General features: G+C 71.1%; 14 protein-coding genes. 5 read left to right on the top strand and 9 right to left on the bottom strand.

The genetic code is table 11. The annotated features are described in order from the left end of the window. Positions 1 to 12: 12 nt before the first annotated feature. On the bottom strand, positions 13 to 837 hold the full coding sequence (locus BJ984_RS16550) for an HpcH/HpaI aldolase family protein (RefSeq protein WP_179548934.1): 825 nt from the start codon (positions 835 to 837) through the stop codon (positions 13 to 15). Continuing rightward, positions 822 to 1,607, bottom strand: coding sequence for a 2-oxo-hept-4-ene-1,7-dioate hydratase (gene hpaH, locus BJ984_RS16545; protein WP_179548933.1), 786 nt, complete (start codon positions 1,605 to 1,607; stop codon positions 822 to 824). The genes BJ984_RS16550 and hpaH overlap by 16 nt, the downstream gene beginning before the upstream one ends. A 125-nt stretch (positions 1,608 to 1,732) precedes the next feature. Here hpaH and hpaE point away from each other — a divergent pair, with 125 nt between their 5' ends. The 4 genes from hpaE to BJ984_RS16525 all read left to right on the top strand — a co-directional run bounded on the left by hpaE (position 1,733) and on the right by BJ984_RS16525 (position 5,157). After that, positions 1,733 to 3,265, top strand: a complete 1,533-nt coding sequence (gene hpaE, locus BJ984_RS16540) for a 5-carboxymethyl-2-hydroxymuconate semialdehyde dehydrogenase (RefSeq protein ID WP_173184325.1) — start codon at positions 1,733 to 1,735, stop codon at positions 3,263 to 3,265. Between the two features lie 38 nt (positions 3,266 to 3,303). Next, complete coding sequence (gene hpaD / locus BJ984_RS16535) at positions 3,304 to 4,380, top strand: 3,4-dihydroxyphenylacetate 2,3-dioxygenase (RefSeq protein WP_179548932.1); 1,077 nt, start codon at positions 3,304 to 3,306, stop codon at positions 4,378 to 4,380. Positions 4,381 to 4,672: 292 nt separating this feature from the next. Beyond that, on the top strand, positions 4,673 to 4,849 hold the full coding sequence (locus BJ984_RS16530) for a hypothetical protein (RefSeq protein WP_179548931.1): 177 nt from the start codon (positions 4,673 to 4,675) through the stop codon (positions 4,847 to 4,849). 2 nt (positions 4,850 to 4,851) lie between these two features. After that, on the top strand, positions 4,852 to 5,157 hold the full coding sequence (locus tag BJ984_RS16525) for a hypothetical protein (protein ID WP_179548930.1): 306 nt from the start codon (positions 4,852 to 4,854) through the stop codon (positions 5,155 to 5,157). A 156-nt stretch (positions 5,158 to 5,313) separates the two neighbouring features. Here BJ984_RS16525 and BJ984_RS16520 read toward each other — a convergent pair whose 3' ends face one another. The 6 genes from BJ984_RS16520 to BJ984_RS16495 all read right to left on the bottom strand — a co-directional run bounded on the left by BJ984_RS16520 (position 5,314) and on the right by BJ984_RS16495 (position 11,468). Then, entirely contained in the window at positions 5,314 to 6,648 is a 1,335-nt protein-coding gene (locus BJ984_RS16520) for an HNH endonuclease signature motif containing protein (protein ID WP_179548929.1), read from the bottom strand. Positions 6,649 to 6,793: 145 nt separating this feature from the next. Next, a complete protein-coding gene (locus BJ984_RS16515) occupies positions 6,794 to 7,810 on the bottom strand; it encodes a transporter substrate-binding domain-containing protein (RefSeq protein ID WP_179548928.1) in 1,017 nt (338 codons plus the stop codon). 68 nt (positions 7,811 to 7,878) lie between these two features. Next, positions 7,879 to 8,640: an amino acid ABC transporter ATP-binding protein gene (locus BJ984_RS16510; protein ID WP_179548927.1), complete on the bottom strand. Its 762-nt coding sequence runs from the start codon at positions 8,638 to 8,640 to the stop codon at positions 7,879 to 7,881. Beyond that, positions 8,637 to 9,698: an amino acid ABC transporter permease gene (locus tag BJ984_RS16505; RefSeq protein WP_179548926.1), complete on the bottom strand. Its 1,062-nt coding sequence runs from the start codon at positions 9,696 to 9,698 to the stop codon at positions 8,637 to 8,639. The genes BJ984_RS16510 and BJ984_RS16505 overlap by 4 nt, the downstream gene beginning before the upstream one ends. After that, positions 9,695 to 10,294: a GNAT family N-acetyltransferase gene (locus BJ984_RS16500; protein WP_271206516.1), complete on the bottom strand. Its 600-nt coding sequence runs from the start codon at positions 10,292 to 10,294 to the stop codon at positions 9,695 to 9,697. Before BJ984_RS16500 ends, BJ984_RS16505 begins: the two co-directional genes overlap by 4 nt. Next, positions 10,281 to 11,468 carry an LLM class flavin-dependent oxidoreductase gene (locus tag BJ984_RS16495; RefSeq protein WP_179548924.1) on the bottom strand — a complete coding sequence of 396 codons (1,188 nt, stop codon included), beginning with the start codon at positions 11,466 to 11,468 and terminating at the stop codon, positions 10,281 to 10,283. The genes BJ984_RS16500 and BJ984_RS16495 overlap by 14 nt, the downstream gene beginning before the upstream one ends. A gap of 175 nt (positions 11,469 to 11,643) precedes the next feature. Here BJ984_RS16495 and BJ984_RS16490 point away from each other — a divergent pair, with 175 nt between their 5' ends. Then, on the top strand, positions 11,644 to 13,839 hold the full coding sequence (locus BJ984_RS16490) for an FAD/NAD(P)-binding protein (RefSeq protein WP_179548923.1): 2,196 nt from the start codon (positions 11,644 to 11,646) through the stop codon (positions 13,837 to 13,839). 24 nt (positions 13,840 to 13,863) lie between these two features. Here the strand turns inward: BJ984_RS16490 and BJ984_RS19135 are convergent, their stop codons facing one another. Then, a complete protein-coding gene (locus BJ984_RS19135) occupies positions 13,864 to 15,903 on the bottom strand; it encodes a cell wall-binding repeat-containing protein (protein ID WP_179548922.1) in 2,040 nt (679 codons plus the stop codon). Positions 15,904 to 15,943: the final 40 nt, after the last annotated feature.

Here is a 15,943-nt window from a genome sequence, read left to right as displayed (position 1 = left end):
GCGGCGCGCCTCTCAGTAGCCGGGGCGGTCGGCGGCCGGCGAAGCCGGGTCGGCCTCGCCGACCGCGTACCGCTCGGCCAGCGCCTCCGACCCCCGCGCGAGCAGGGCCACGTCGGCCCCCACCAGTACGAACGACGCTCCCGCCGCGAGGTAGCGCCGGGCCAGCGGCTCGGCGAAGGCGTTGACGCCCGCAGGAACCCCGTGCGCGGCGGCCACCGCGAGGCAGTGCTCGACGGCGGCGATCACCTCGGGGTGGTCCTGCTGCCCCAGTACGCCGAGCGAGGCGGCGAGATCGGCCGGGCCGAGGAAGATCCCCGCGAGCCCGGGCACCTGCACGATCGACTCGATGTTCCGGGCGGCCTCGCGCGACTCGATCTGCACGATCACCGCGATCGTCTCGCCGGCGTGCTGCAGGTAGCCCTCGCTGCGGTTCCAGCGCGAGGCGCGGGCGAGCGCCGAGCCGACGCCGCGGATTCCCTCGGGCGGGTAGAGCGTGCTCTGCACCGCGAGCTCGGCCTGTTCGGCCGTGTCGACCATCGGCACGAGCAGGGTCTGCGTGCCCAGATCGAGGTACTGCTTGATCAGCACCGGGTCGAGCACGGGCGGCCGCAGCACGGGCAGCACCGGGTAGCCGTGCACCGCCTGCAACTGGGCGAGCAGCGACTCGAGCCCGTTGGGGCTGTGCTCGGCGTCGATCAGCAGCCAGTCCAGGCCCGAACCGGCCGCGAGCTCGGCCACCAGGGGGCTGCCGCTGCACACCCACATGCCGGCGAGGGGCCCAGGATGCGCGGCGAGCGCCGCCCGGAAGCCCTCCTCGGGGCTCACACGAACCGGCACGTCACCACCCCCAGGGGGCCGTAGTCGGCGAACACCGAGTCGCCCTGGTAGACCCACATCGGCCGCGTGAACGAGCCGGCGAGGATCAGCTCTCCGGCAGCGAGCCCGTCGTCGTGGGCCGCGAGCTTGTTCGCCAGCCACGCCACGCCCGAGGCCGGGTTGTTCAGCACGCCGCCGGCAAGCCCCGTCTCCTCGATGCCCTCGTTGCGGTAGAGCATCGCGCCCGCCCAGCGCAGGTCGATCTCGTCGGGACGCACCGGGCGGCCGCCGACCACCATGACCCCCATGGCGGCGTTGTCGCTGATGGTGTCGACGATCGTGCGCCCCTCCATCTCGATGCGCGAGTCGAGCACCTCGAGGGCCGGCACCACGTAGTCGGTCGCCGCGAGCACGTCGAAGATCGTGCATCCGGGCCCCCGCAGCGGGCTCTTCAGGCGGAAGGCGAGTTCGACCTCGACCCGGGGGTTCGCGTAGGCGCCCCACTGCAGCACGCTGCCGGTCTCGAGCACCATGTCGTCGAAGATGACGCCGTAGTCGGGCTCGGTGATGCCGGTCGCGGCCTGCATGGCCTTGGAGGTCAGGCCGATCTTGTGGCCGGCCACCGTGCGGCCGAGGGCCTCGTTTCGGGAGCGCCAGAGGCCCTGCACCGCGTAGGAGTCCTCGACGGTCATGCCGGGATGGCGGGCGGTGAGCAGGGGGACCGGCGCGCGGCTGGTCGCCGCTTCGACGAGTTCGTCGGCGATGGCCTCGATGGTGGCGGTGTCGAGCATGACGTCGTCGTCCTTCCTCGCGGTGCGCCCTCGCAGTCTATCGAGGACACCCTCTTCTGATTGTGTCTCTTATCGTATATCATCTGACTCAGCCGCACGATGGAGTCCGCTCGCAAGGAGTCACCATGACCGATCAGTCCCCCCGCACCCTGCACGTCCCCGAGGGGCTGCCCGAGAAGATCCAGCACTACATCGACGGCGAGTTCGTCGACAGTCTCTCCGGGGCCACGTTCGACGTGCTCGATCCGGTCTCGAACGAGACGTACGTGCAGGCCGCCGCCGGGCAGCGCGACGACATCGACCGGGCGGTCGCCGCGGCGCGCCGCGCCTTCGACGAGGGGCCCTGGCCCCGCATGCTGCCTCGGGCGCGGTCGCGCATCCTGAACCGCATCGCCGACCTGGTCGAGTCGAGGGATGCGCGGCTCGCCGAGCTGGAGTCGTTCGACTCGGGGCTGCCGATCACCCAGGCGCTCGGCCAGGCGCAGCGGGCGGCCGAGAACTTCCGCTTCTTCGCCGACCTGATCGTGGCGCAGGCCGACGACGCCTACAAGGTGCCGGGCCGGCAGCTGAACTACGTCAATCGCAAGCCCAAGGGCGTGGCCGGGCTGATCACCCCGTGGAACACCCCGTTCATGCTCGAGAGCTGGAAGCTGGCGCCGGCGCTCGCCTCGGGCTGCACGGTGGTGCTGAAGCCCGCCGAGTTCACGCCACTCTCGGCGAGTCTCTGGGCCGACATCTTCCGCGAGGCGGGGGTGCCCGACGGCGTCTTCAACCTCGTGAACGGCCTGGGGGAGGAGGCCGGCGACGCGCTGGTGAAGCACGAGGACGTGCAGCTGATCTCGTTCACCGGCGAGAGCCGCACCGGGCAGATCATCTTCGCCAACTGCGCTCCCACGCTGAAGGGCATGTCGATGGAGCTCGGCGGCAAGTCGCCAGCGGTGGTCTTCGCCGACGCCGACCTCGACCGGGCCATCGACTCGACCCTGTTCGGGGTGTTCTCGCTGAACGGCGAGCGGTGCACGGCGGGCTCCCGGATCCTGGTGGAGCGCCCCGTGTACGACGAGTTCGTGGAGCGCTACGCCGCGCGGGCGAAGAGGATCGTCGTGGGCGACCCGCACGATCCGAAGACCGAGGTCGGGGCGCTCGTGCATCCGGAGCACTACGAGAAGGTGATGAGCTACGTCGAGATCGGCAAGGGCGAGGGTCGTCTGGTGGCTGGCGGGGGCCGGCCCGAGGGCTTCGAGACCGGCAACTATGTGGCGCCGACAGTGTTCGCCGACGTGAAGCCCGACGCGCGCATCTTCCAGGAGGAGATCTTCGGCCCGGTCGTCGCGATCACGCCCTTCGATACCGACGAGGAGGCGCTGGCGCTCGCCAACGGCGTGAAGTACGGCCTAGCCGCCTACATCTGGACCTCGAACCTGGAGCGCGCCCACACCTTCGCCCAGGCGGTCGAGTCGGGCATGGTCTGGCTCAACTCGCACAACGTGCGCGACCTGCGCACCCCGTTCGGCGGGGTGAAGGCCTCGGGCCTCGGCCACGAGGGCGGCTACCGCTCACTCGACTTCTACTCCGACCAGCAGGCGGTGCACATCACGCTAGGCGAGGTGCACACCGCCCGGTTCGGGGCGTCCGACGCCGCGGTCACCGCCGGCTGAACCCTCCCCACACTCCCCGCTACAGAAAGGTCTGATCGATGACGATCGACACCATCCCCACCCCCGAGCTGACCCCGCCCGACATCCTGCGCTGCGCGTACATGGAGCTCGTGGTCACCGACCTGGCCCGCTCGCGCGAGTTCTACGTCGACATCCTCGGCCTCGTGGTGACCGAGGAGGACGACGAGGCGATCTACCTGCGCAGCCTCGAGGAGTTCATCCACCACAACCTCGTGCTGCGGAAGGGCCCGGTCGCGGCCGTCGCCGCCTTCTCCTACCGGGTGCGCAGCCCGGAGGACGTGGACCGGGCGGAGGCCTGGTACCGCGCTCTCGGCTGCCGCGTCGAGCGCCGGGCCGACGGCTTCGTGAACGGTGTCGGCGACTCGGTGCGGGTGACTGATCCGCTCGGCTTCCCGTACGAGTTCTTCTACCAGGTCGATCACGTCGAGCGCCTCGCCTGGCGCTACGACCTCTACGGCCCGGGCGCCCTCGTGCGTCTCGACCACTTCAACCAGGTCACTCCCGACGTGCCGCGCGGGAGGAAGTACCTCGAAGACCTCGGGTTCCGGGTCACAGAAGACATCCAGGACGAGAACGGCGTCACCTACGCCGCGTGGCTCCGCCGCAAGGACACCGTGCACGACACAGCCCTCACCGGGGGCAACGGCCCGCGGATGCACCACATCGCCTTCTCGACGCACGAGAAGCACAACATCCTCTACATCTGCGACAAGCTCGGCGCCCTGCGCAAGAGCGACCTGATCGAGCGGGGCCCCGGACGCCACGGCGTCTCGAACGCCTTCTATCTCTACATCACCGACCCCGACGGGCACCGCGTCGAGATCTACACGCAGGACTACTACACGGGCGACCCCGACAACCCGGTCGTGACCTGGGACGTGCACGACAACCAGCGCCGCGACTGGTGGGGAAACCCCGTCGTGCCGAGCTGGTACACCGAGGCCTCCCTCGTGCTCGACCTCGACGGCGAGCCGCAGCCGGTGATCGCCCGGGAGGCTCCGAGCGAGATGGCCGTGACCATCGGGGCCGACGGCTTCTCGTACACCCGGGCCGGCGACACCGAGCAGGGCTTCAAACTGGGGAACACGCTGTGACGGCCGGTTAGGGCTTCGCGCCCAGGCGCCGGGCGGTGGTGGCGGTGAGGAAGAGACCGACCGCGATGACGACGGCGGCCGCCCCGACGACCGCCTCGCCCGGCAGGTGCTGGGAGAGCAACGGCGCCCCGCTCGCCGAGCGCGTCGGGGATGACCGCCGCCGAAGACGAGTGCGTCGATCCGCAACGGGTCGCGGTACTCGGGTGGATCTGAGCGGAGAGGGCCAGGGTGGGGAGTGGCGCGCAGGGTGCGGGCCGATCATCCCCAGCGGGAAGCAGGAGCAGGAGACGACATGGGCACGAACGATGCGAGCACCGCGGATGCGCCCCGCGACGACGAGCTCGCCGAGCTGATCAAGGCGGCCGACGAGGACGAAGGGGCGGGTGCCTCGGAGATGTCCGACCGGCTCCGCGACCGCACGGAGCAGAGCGCCGCCGAGCCGGAGCAGGCAGGCGACCTCGAGGACTGATCGTGGCACGGCGCGCGGGCGGGACGCGGAGGCGGGCGGCGGATGTGCTGGCTGCGCATCCGCTGCTGCTTGCCGCCCTGTCGGCGGCGTTCCTCGCGCTGACCCTCTGGCTCTGCGTGATGCACGGCTGGCGGTTGGGCGAACCCATCGGGAGCGGGCGCCGCAGCGCGCCGCTCTGGGTCGTGGCGTTCTTCGGCCTGCCGCTCTGGACACTCGGCGTCGGCGTCGGCGTCTGGCGCGCCATCGTCGGCCCGCGCCGAAGCAACGGCCGCCCGTCCGATGACGAGTCGCCCGAGGCGGGCGCCTGACGGCAAATACCCGATCGAGGTGCGAAATCTCGCGAAGCCGGGTGCGATGCCGCGCCTTTCGACTCAGCCATGACCATCGTGGGCAAGCGCGTCAGCGCGCGGTAGCCGTGGGGTGCTGCCGCGCGCTTCGCGCTTGCCCTCGGAGACCGTGGCTGGCTAGGCGGCGGGTCGCTGGATGGTGCGTCGACGGGTAGTCGGAATCGGCTTCTGTTCCGTGTCGACCCACCTCGGTGGAATGAGATGCGGTGTGCCTTCCTGCATCGTCAGTTTCCACGGTGATTTGTGCAGATGGGAGTGGTGGAAGTGGCAGAGAAGGACGCCGTTGTCGATGTCGGTTCTGCCAGGTGGATGATCGTCCGAAACCCACTCGTTCGCATGATGCGTCTCGCAGAACGACGGTGGCCTGTCGCAGGAGGGCCACACGCAGCCGCCATCCCGCGCCGCTAGTGCCCGGTTCTGCGCCGCCGTGAAGAGCCGCTTCGTCTTGCCGTGGTAGAGCACCTCGCCCTTGTCGCCGAACAGAGTGGCGGTGATGGGGGAGTTGCACCGCAGCTGTTCGACGGTGGAAGCGGGAACGGGCTGGTCGATGCCGTCGATCCACCCGACCCCGTGACCCTTCTCGAGATCGTCGAGGGTCATGTGCACGTTGACGGTGGCGATTGCCCCGTTGATGCGGGGCATGTCGTCGGCCCCGGCAGCGCGGGCGATCAGTTCAGTGATCGTGTCGGCGTTCTTCTGCGCCTGAGTGCGACCATCGGCGATCACGTACTCGTCGCCATCGACGAACCGTGGCCCGGCCACGCGCGGGCTCTGCAACGCCCGGATACTGGACAGCCACACCCCGCCCTGCTCCGGCGCCAGCGCGAACGTCCCCCGGTACATCCCATCCGGCGCCAGCGCGATCGTCAACGACCGCTGCAGCTGCAGCACCTCGTCACGCGGTTCGGCGCCATCCGGGTCGAGCACCTCGCGGAGGCGGATGGCGAGCTTGGCCGTCTCATCGGCCGACAACCGGCACGCGATGGTCTGGTCGACGAGAGTCTCCTCGGCGGTCGCCACCACGTCGGCCGAACATCCCCGATCGGCCAGTTCGTTGCACCGCCCCACGATCGACGTCGCGGCCTCCACGCCGAGCACACCGTCGTCGAGCGCGCGGGCGACCACCGGGAACGGCGCCGGCCCCTCGCCACCACCCAGCAGCACCGCGCCTCGCAGCTTGCGCCCCAGCTCGAGCCGGGCCTTGCACGCCCGCGCCGACGCGCCTGTCACCTTGGCGACGAGCGCGACCGGGGTCGTGAAGTTCTGCGACCGGCTCAGCCCCTCGTCGCCCAGCTCGGTGCGCGACCGCACCCCGACCTCACCCGCAAACCGAACCTGCTGCGCCGACACCGCGCGCCCGAGGGCCTCGTAGGCGGCCATCAATCGGAGCAGCTCGTCGTCGCCGAGACCGGCCAGACCCGCGCCGGAACGGCCGCAGACGGCGGCGGCCATCTCAAGGATGCGGGCGGCTGAAGTCATACTGAGATTCTATCAGAAACAGCTGATGAATGCTCGTTTACATCCGACGGGAATGAGCCCGAGAAACACCGAACCCCCGACCGCTGAGAGCGGTCGAGGGCTCGGCGCCGGGAGCCGCTCAGCTGTTGTCGAGCGGCAGACCGGGCGGGTTGACGAGCGAGGTCTCGACGGCCTCGTTCTCGAGGTCGTACGCGGCCAGCCACTCGTCGTACTGGCCGTTCTCGATGAGGTGGTTGATCGCATCCGCCACCGGCTGGGCGAGGCCCGAGTCCTTCTTCACCGTCGCGGCGATCAGGCCGTCGAGGGTCTCACCCGCGCCCGAGAAGGTGCCGGCGGTTCGGGTGGGGTTCGCTCCGCCCTCCGAGATGGTGTTCTGGTACGAGATGCCCGGGTTCGGGCCGAAGGAGGCGTCGATCTTGCCTGAGTTCAGGGCGAGCGTCGTGCTGTTCGCATCGGGGAAGTAGAGGATCTCGAGCGTCTTGCCCTCGGCCTCGAGCTTCGACTTCCACTCCGAGAGGATCTTCTCCTGGTTCGTGCCGGCACTCACCGCGACGGTCAGGCCGTCGAGGTTCTCGTAGTCGCCGTCGAAGTCCCAGTCGTTCGAGGCGAGCACCTGGAAGGCCAGGTTGTCGCCGCGGTACGAGGCGAAGTCGTACTTCTCCTTGCGCTTCTCGGTGTCGGTGATGTTCGAGAAGCCGACGTCGGTGGCGCCGGTGTCAATGCCGACGAAGAGGTTGTCCCAGGTGGAGTTCTGCACCACGGGCTTCAGTCCGAAGACCGCGGCGACCAGGCGGCCGAGGTCGGGCTCGGCGCCGGTCAGGGTCTCGTTGTCGTCGCCGGTGAAGGCGAGCGGCGGGAAACCGGCGGGCAGGGCGCCGACGCCGATCACGAGTTCGCCGCTGTCGAGAACCTCCGCAGGCAGGGTCTCGCGGATGCTCTCGACCGTCGACACCTCGATCGACGTCTCGGTCGCCGCACCGTTCGAGAACGCGCCGACGGTGACGGTGCCGTCGGGGGCGGCCGAGGAGCCGGAGGCGGAGGCGTCCGAGGCGCAGGCGGCGAGGCTCGTGACGAGGAGCGCCGCCGTGGCGAGGGCTCCGAGCGTTCGGAGGCGGGTGGGGGTGGAGTGCTGCATGGGGTGTCCTTCGCTGTGATGGTGATGGTGATGGTGAGATAGGGAAAGGGGGGAGAGGGGCGCTGTCGCTAGGCGAGCACCTTGTCGAGGAAGTCCCGGGTGCGCGGGTGCTGCGGCGCTGAGAGCACGGTGCCGGGCGGACCCTGCTCGAGGATCTCGCCCTCGTCGATGAACACCACGTGGTCGGCCACCTCGCGGGCGAAGCCGATCTCGTGCGTCACGACGACGAGCGTCTTGCCGCTGCCGGCCAGGGTGCGGATGACCTGCAGCACCTCCCCGACGAGCTCCGGGTCGAGCGCGGAGGTGGGCTCGTCGAACAGCAGCACCTCCGGGTCCAGGGCGAGGGCGCGAGCGATCGCCACGCGCTGCTGCTGGCCGCCCGAGAGCTGCCGCGGGTAGGCGCCGGCCTTGTCGGCGAGCCCGACACGGGTGAGCAGGGCCAGGGCGCGGGCACGCGCATCCGGAGCCTTGGCCCCCTGCGCGATCGGGGCCTCGACCACGTTCTCGAGCACGGTCATGTGCGGGAAGAGGTTGAAGTTCTGGAAGACGAAGCCGATGCGGGAGCGCTGGCGGAGGATGTCGCGTTCGCGGCGCTCCTTGAGGCGGTCGCCGCGCACGGTGACGCCGATCAGCTCGCCGCCGAGCGCGACGTAGCCCTCGTCGAGCTTCTCGAGGTGGTTGATCGCGCGCAGCAGGGTCGACTTGCCCGAACCGCTCGGGCCGAGGATGACCGTCACGGTGCCGGCGGCGAGGGTGAGGTCGACGCCCTTCAGCACGGTGCGGTCGCCGTAGGACTTCGTGGCGTTGTGGATCTCGATCGCGGCGCTCATACGACCTCCCTCGGTTCGTGCGGGCGGGCTGCGGGCCGACGGCTCAGCTGCCGCACGCCACCGCGGAATCGCTGCCACGGCGTCGCCGGCAGCACCCGCACCGACCCCCGGGCGTAGAACCGCTCGATGTAGTACTGCACCACCGAGATGACGCTCGTCAGCACGAGGTACCAGATCGTCGCCACCACGAGCAGCGGGATGATGTCTGTCGGGTAGGTGCTGCCGAGGTTCTGCACCACGCCGAAGAGATCCAGCAGCGACACGTAGAACAGCAGCGAGCTCGCCTTCAGCAGCCCGATGATCTGGTTCACGTAGGCCGGCACGATCGAGCGCAGCGCCTGGGGCAGCACGATGCGCGTGAACTGGCGCCGCGAGGGGATGCCGAGTGCCTTCGCGGCCTCGTGCTGACCCTGGTCGACGGCCAGGATGCCCGACCGCACCACCTCGGCGCTGTACGCGATCTCGCTGAGGCTGAGCCCGATCACGCCGAGCGCGAGCGAGGAGAGCAGCGTGAACGTCGGCACCTCGAGCTGCGGCCCGAACGGCACGCCGATGCCGATCGTGGGGTACAGGTTGCCGAGGTTGAACAGGAAGATCAGCACCAGGATCAGCGGCACCGAGCGGAACAGCCAGATGTACAGCCAGCTCAGCGTGCTCAGCACCGGGTTGCCCGAGATGCGTCCGAGCGCCACGACGATGCCGCCGAGGAAGCTGACGACCGCACTGATCGCGGTGGCGAGCAGGGTGAGCTGCAGCCCCTTCAGGATGGCGGGGGCGAACAGCCAGGTGCCCACCTTCGACCATTCCCAGGCCGGGTTCGTGAACAGCGTCTGCACGAAATTCAGCAGCAGCACGAGCACGACGGCGGTGATCACCCAGCGCACGGGGTGGCGCAGCGGCACGACGGGGCGCTCGGCCAGGCGCTTGAGGTCGATACCCGGGGGCAGCGGGGTGCCGGGGGTGCCGGCCGCCGTGGCGTCACCGGTGCTCACGGGCAGGGCGACGGATGCTCGGCCGCCCGGTTCCGCGGACCGCTCACGGGTCGACAGCCCGCTCATGCGGTCACCTCCGACCGTCCGGCGCCCAGCCGACGGTTCGGCAGCGCCGCGTAGAAGTGCTCGAGCGACTCGTCGTGCCGGCGCCGGATGTCCTCGATGTCGAGCGGCTGCCCGCTCAGCGACTTGGCGAAGCCGTGGATGACGACCTCCTCGGCCGTGAGCGTCGTGTCGAACAGGGGCGTGTAGCCGGTCTCGGCGTAGAGGCGCTGCGCCTCGGGCTGACGGGGGCCGGTCGTGAGGTAGACGCGGGCGAAGCCGCGGCGGCGCGACTCGTCCTCGAGCTCGGCCACGACCCGGCGGGCGAGGCCCTGGCGGCGGTGGTGCTTCGAGGTCCAGATGCGCTTGAGCTCGGTGGTGTCGGGGTCGAAGGTCTTGAAGGCGCCGCCGGCGATCGGCACGCCGTCGCGCAGGAGGAGCACGAAGGCGCCGTGCGGGGGAGCGAACTCGGCCACCGGGTAGCGGTTGATCTCCGTCGAGGCGGGCTCGCCCCAGGCGTCGCCGTAGCGGGCGTCGTACTCCTCGGCCAGCTCGGTGAGGAGGGGGAGGGCCAGCGGGTCGTCGGCGGCGACGTAGCGGAACTCGTCAGGCTGCGGCACGGGAGTCCTCCTCGCGGGAGTCGGAGTCGGAGCCGGCGTCGGCGCGAGCGGAGTCGGCGTCGTCTGAGGCGGAGCCTGACGCCGAGGCCGCCGCCGCATCCCGCCGCGCCACCTCCTCGCGCACGATCGGGATGACGTACCGCCCGAAGTCGATCGTGTCGTCGACGTAGTCGTAGCCGCGCGCCGAGATGATGTCCACACCGAGGTCGACGTAGTCGAGCAGCGCCGCCGCGACCGTCTCGGGCGTGCCCACGAGCGCGTTCGAGTTGCCGCGTCCGCCCGAGGCGGCGGCGACCTTCGTCCAGAGCGCCCGGTCGTAGCGGTCGCCCTGCTCGGCGATCGAGAGCAGCCGCTGCGATCCGGCGTTCTCGGGGTTCTTGAGGTCGCCGGCAGCGGCGCCGAGCACGCCGCTCCGCTCCTCGATCCGGCCGAGGATGCGCTCGGCCTTCTCCCACGCGAGCGCTTCGGTCGCCCCGAGGATCGGCCGGAAGGCCACCTGCAGGCGCGGACGCGAGGGGCGACCCGCGGCGAGCGCCGCATCCGTGATCGTGCGGATCTGCTCGGCCGTGCTCGCGAGCGGCTCGCCCCAGAGCGCGTAGATGTCGCTCTCGGCCGCGCCGATCGCGTAGGCCGCGGGGGAGGAGCCGCCGAACGAGATGTCGGGCCGCGGCTGCTGCACGGGCCAGACGTCGCTGACGAAGTCGTCGAAGCGGTAGTGCGTGGCGTGGAAGCTGAACGCCTCCTTGCTCGTCCACGCCTGCTTCAGGATGCGGATGTACTCGCCCGTGCGCTCGTAGCGCTCGTCTTTCGTGAGGAAGTCGCCCTCGGCGGCCTGGTCGGCGCTCGACCCGCCCGTGATGATGTGCACCGTGAGGCGGCCGTCGCTGATCTGGTCGAGGGTCGCGATGACCTTCGCCGCGTAGGTGGGGTACGACACGTTCGGCCGGTGCGCGAGCAGGATCTGCAGCTTGTCCAGCTTCGAGGCGACGTACGCCGCCGCGGTCGCGGGGTCGGGCGAACCGGAGTGGTAGGCGAAGAGCACGCGGTCCCAGCCGGTGTCCTCGTGGGCCCGGGCGAGGCGCAGCGTGTACTCCTTGTCGAAGCTCGCGCCGCTGCGGGCACGGGTCTCGCTGCCGTCGTTGGTCGCGGCGATGCCGAGGAATTCGATGGGCATGGGGTTCCTTCTTTCGTTGCCGAGCGCCGTCCCGTTCGTTGCCGAGCGCTGCCGATGGCCCGACGTTAGGTGCGTCCGGGGCCGGTCGCCAACGAATCCGGTTCACAAAGCGTCACCTGCGTCATGGTTGGTCACAGTGCTCGCATCGGGCGGATGCGCGGGCGATCCTCGGGGCATGTCCGCACGCATCCCGGCCCCCTCCCGCCCCGCCGCACCCGTCTCCCTCGCCGTCGTCGGCGCCGGGCCGCGGGGCGTCGGCGTGCTCGAACGCCTGGCCGCGAACCTCGACGAGCTCTGGGGGCCCGATCGGCGCACCCGCGACGGCGGCCCGTCGCTGGTGGTGCACCTGATCGATCCGCACCCCGCCGGCCCGGGCCGCATCTGGCGCCACGACCAGTCGCCGCTGCTGAAGCTCAACTCGATGGCGGCCGACGTCACCATGTTCACCGACGAGACCTCCACCATCGACGGGCCCGTCCGCCCCGGGCCCTCGCTGATCGAGTGGGCGGAGCGGGTGCGTGGGGGGAGCATCCGCGTGCCGGAGGACCGCCTCGACGACGCCCTCCGCGCCGAGCTGCGGCACCTCGGTCCGGCGAGCTTCCCGACCAGGCGCCTGCAGAGCCTCTACCTCCGCTGGTTCTACGAGGAGGCGCTCGACGCCCTCGGGCCGGGCGTCCAGGTGCGCGAGCACCGGTCGAGGGCCTCCGCGGTGACCGAGCTCCCGGATGGCCGCCGCCGGGTGGGCCTCGAGCGGGGCCGGGCGCTCACGGTCGACCTCGTGCTGTACTCCCTGGGTCACACGGGCGCCGATCCGCAGCCCGAGCACGCCCGGCTGATCGACTTCGCGCGGCGCCGGGAGCTCTACTACCTCCCGCCGGCTTTCACGGCCGACGCCGACACGCGCGCGATCGTGCCCGGCCAGCGCGTGATCGTGCGCGGCTTCGGGCTCGCGGCGGTCGACCTGATCGTGCTGCTGACCGAGGGCCGCGGCGGGCGATTCACGACGGACGCCGGACGGCTCCGCTACGAGCCCTCGGGGCGGGAGCCGCGCATCCTGATCGGCTCACGACGGGGCGTGCCGTACCACTCGAAGATCGGCTCGACCCTCGCCGGGGAGGCGCCGGCCGGGCGCTTCTTCACGCCCGCGATCGCGGCCGGGCTCGCGGCCTCGCGCGCCACGCTCGACTTCGCGGCCGACGTCTGGCCGCTGATCGCGCAGGAGATGCTCTGGGGCTACTACCGTGAGCTGGTCACGGGGCACCCGGAGCGCGTGCGGATCGGCTGGCCGGAGTTCGCGGCGCGCTTCGAGGCGCTCGACCCGCGGGCCTCAATCGTCGCCACCGCCACCGCCACCGACGCGACGGCACCGGTCGGGGGGACGCGCGGTCGCGGCTTCGCCGACCCGGTGTTCGCCGACGCCGCCGACGAGGAGCGGGTGCGGCGCGACGCCGCCGAGTTGACGGCGCTGATCGAGCGGACGGTGATCGACGAGCTCGACCGCCTCTTCCTGCCGCAGCTCGACCGCCCGCTCGACGGCGTGCGCGACGACGGGCCCGACGGCGCCGAGGCACTGCAGCACCGGGTACGCGAGTACATCGAGCGCGACCTGCGGCTGCGCACCCTGCCCGAGCACAGCGCCACTCTCGGCCTGTTCATCGCGCTGCTGACCTCCCTGTTCGCGCTCGCCGAGATCGTCTCGTCGCCCACCTGGACGGCGCGCTCCCGCGTGGAGGACATCAACGGCTGGTGGCTCGGCTGGTTCAGCTTCATCGCCAGCGGGCCGCCCGCGCACCGCCTCGAGGAGCTGCTCGCGCTCTCGGAGGCGGGAGTCGTGCGGTTCCTCGGCGCCGGCCTCCGGGTCGAGGCCGACGAGGAGGGCGGGGTGTTCCGCGCGAGCTCCGAGAACCACGCCGAGGTCGTGACCGCCAGTGCCCTGGTCGACGCCCGCCTGCCCGACACGAGCGTGGCCCGCAGCGACAACGCGCTGCTGCGCGCTCTCCTCGACGCCGGAGCCGCGGTGGAGGAGGTCGCCCACGACCCGGCCTACCGCGCCCCGACCGGTCGCCTCGCCGTGCGCCCCGACGACCGTCGCGTGCTGCAGGCCGACGAACCCTCGGGCCGCAGCTACGCCATCGGCCCCTACACGAACTCCCCGTTCGTCGGCGCCTTCTCCCGCCCCCGCACGAACGCGGTCGCCTTCCGCGAGAACGACCGCGTCGCCCGCGCGCTCCTGCAGCACCTCGCCGAGCTCGCCGACACGCCGGCCACCACACAGACCCCGCCCCCGCCGGACGCATCGGGCTCACCGCCCCTCCCGCCCGGCGCCTTCACCGACCGCCTCTGGGGTGAGTTCGCCGCCCAGCCCCGCTGATCTCCCACCACCGCTGACCCCCGATCAGCAGGCGTACAGCCCCTCGACCGGGTAACTGATCGCAGCCGGGCCGCCGAGCAGCACCGCCGACGTCGCGTGCAGCGACAGGATGTCGTCGATGACCTCGCTCGACAGGCAGCCGGACTGGCTGAGGTAGAGCGGCGCCCCGAGGCTGCCGGCGAGCGCCCCGCCCGTGAGGCCGTCGGGGAAGTTCATCCCGGTGGCGATGTACACGGTGTCGGCCGAGCTGTGTACGGAGCGGTTCAGCGCTACGGCGCTCGCGAAACGATCGGCGCCCGAGATCCGCTCGACCGAGATCTTCGCACCGAGCGTCGCCGCGACTCCCGCGCTGACCGCGTTCACGCCCCCGACGACGGTCGCCGTGCTGGTTCCACCCGAGGCCAGGGCGGCGCGAGTCGCTGTGTCGGCAGATGACGCGCCCCCGTCGACGAGCAGCACGGGCGCGCCCAGCGATGCTGCCGCGGCACCGGCCGGCAGCGCATCCGCGTAGCCTCGGCCCGTGACCACGAAGACGCGGTCGGCACCGTCGGGGAACGCCGACGCCAGCAGCAGCCGGGACGTCTCGTAGCGGTCGGCGCCCCCGATCCGGGTGGTCGGGGCGAGCCGGGCGAGTGCCTTCTGCACCGACGCCGACACGGACGCCTCTCCGCCCACGACGACGATCGAGGCGGGGTGCAGCCGGGTGATCTCGGCGGCGACGACAGGAGGCAGGTCGGCCCCCGTGGTCAGGAGCAGCGATCCACCCTGCTCGGCGGCCGCCGGACCGGCCGCGAGGGCGTCGGGGAACGACTGGCCGGAGGCCACGTACACGACGGGAGCGCCGGCCGTCGCATCGGGGAACCGCGCGAGACTCGTCGCCACCGAGACCGCGTAGCGGTCGTCTCCGGCGATCCGGGAGGTCTCGACACCTGGCAGCGTGACCGGCCCGATCCCGGCCCATGTCCGGAGCGGGAGCAGACCCGGAGCGCTCGCCGTCTCGTAGAGGCTGACCCAGTGCCCGACGTCGGCCGTCGAGACCGGATAGCTCGTGGACCCGCGCAGCTCGGGCAGCTCCACGCCGGCCGTCCCGTTGCCGGAACGGACCCACGAGATGGCATCGGTCGCTTGTGCCGGGGTCCACGTCGTCGCCGACGCCGTGATCGTCCCTCCCGGCTCGGCCGTTCCGGTCAGAACGCGGGCTGTTCCCTCGACCGTGCGCACGTCGATGCTCCGACAGCCGAGCGGGGAGACGCTCGCGTTGCGGTAATCGGCGAAGTAGGGCTGCGGGGTCACGCAGACGGTGTACCGACCGGCGTCGTCGATATCGACATGATCGTCGAACCCCATCACTCCCGGGGTGGACGGATGCGCGGCACGCACGTCCGGCCGGTCGGACGACGCGCCGCTCGAGAGGTCGTGGTGCCAGGCGCCGGAGTCCGTCGTCGACCCCGGCCCGGAGAGCGGGACGAAGTCGATGGAATAGTTCAGGGGCACGAACGCACCACCTGTCGGAGAGCCATGGCCGAGCCAGGTGTCGCTGGTCCAGCCCTGCATTCGGATCTGCGCGGGCGTCGGCGCGAGGTCCAGGGAGAGGGACTCGAACGTGCCCGATATCCGTTCCCCCTCGAAGGAGACCGTCTTGCAGGCGAAGGCTTCGAACGACGCCTCGGCGCAGAACTTGTAGGTGCCGATCGCCTCGTAGTAGCCCAGCTCGGTACGGAAGCCGTGGTTCGGGCCGGCGTCGGGGTAGACCGCGGCGACGTCGGGACGGGGGAGGCCGTTCCCGCCCAAGCCCCCGCCCCAGCCGGTGCGTCCGTCGGGATAGCCGACCTGGTACTCCAAGCCTTGCACCGCCCGGGGATCGCTCGTGTCGATCACCCAGCCGGTGGCCACCAGGCCCTTGCCTGCCACGAACTCGATCGTGTCGATCGAGCCGACCACGTTGTGAAAGGGCGAGAGCGGCGGGAACGGCACGGTGTCGGCCGCGGCGCTCAGTGGGGCGGCCGACACGCCTGCCACGACGAGTAGGGCGGCGGCGATGATGGCCGGGATGCGACGGCGCACAGGGTGCCTCTCAGGCTCACAAAAGACGGGTCCCGTCGTC

This window comes from Herbiconiux flava (genome assembly GCF_013409865.1).
Lineage (GTDB): Bacteria > Actinomycetota > Actinomycetes > Actinomycetales > Microbacteriaceae > Herbiconiux > Herbiconiux flava.
This window is presented reverse-complemented; position numbering and strand designations above follow the sequence as displayed.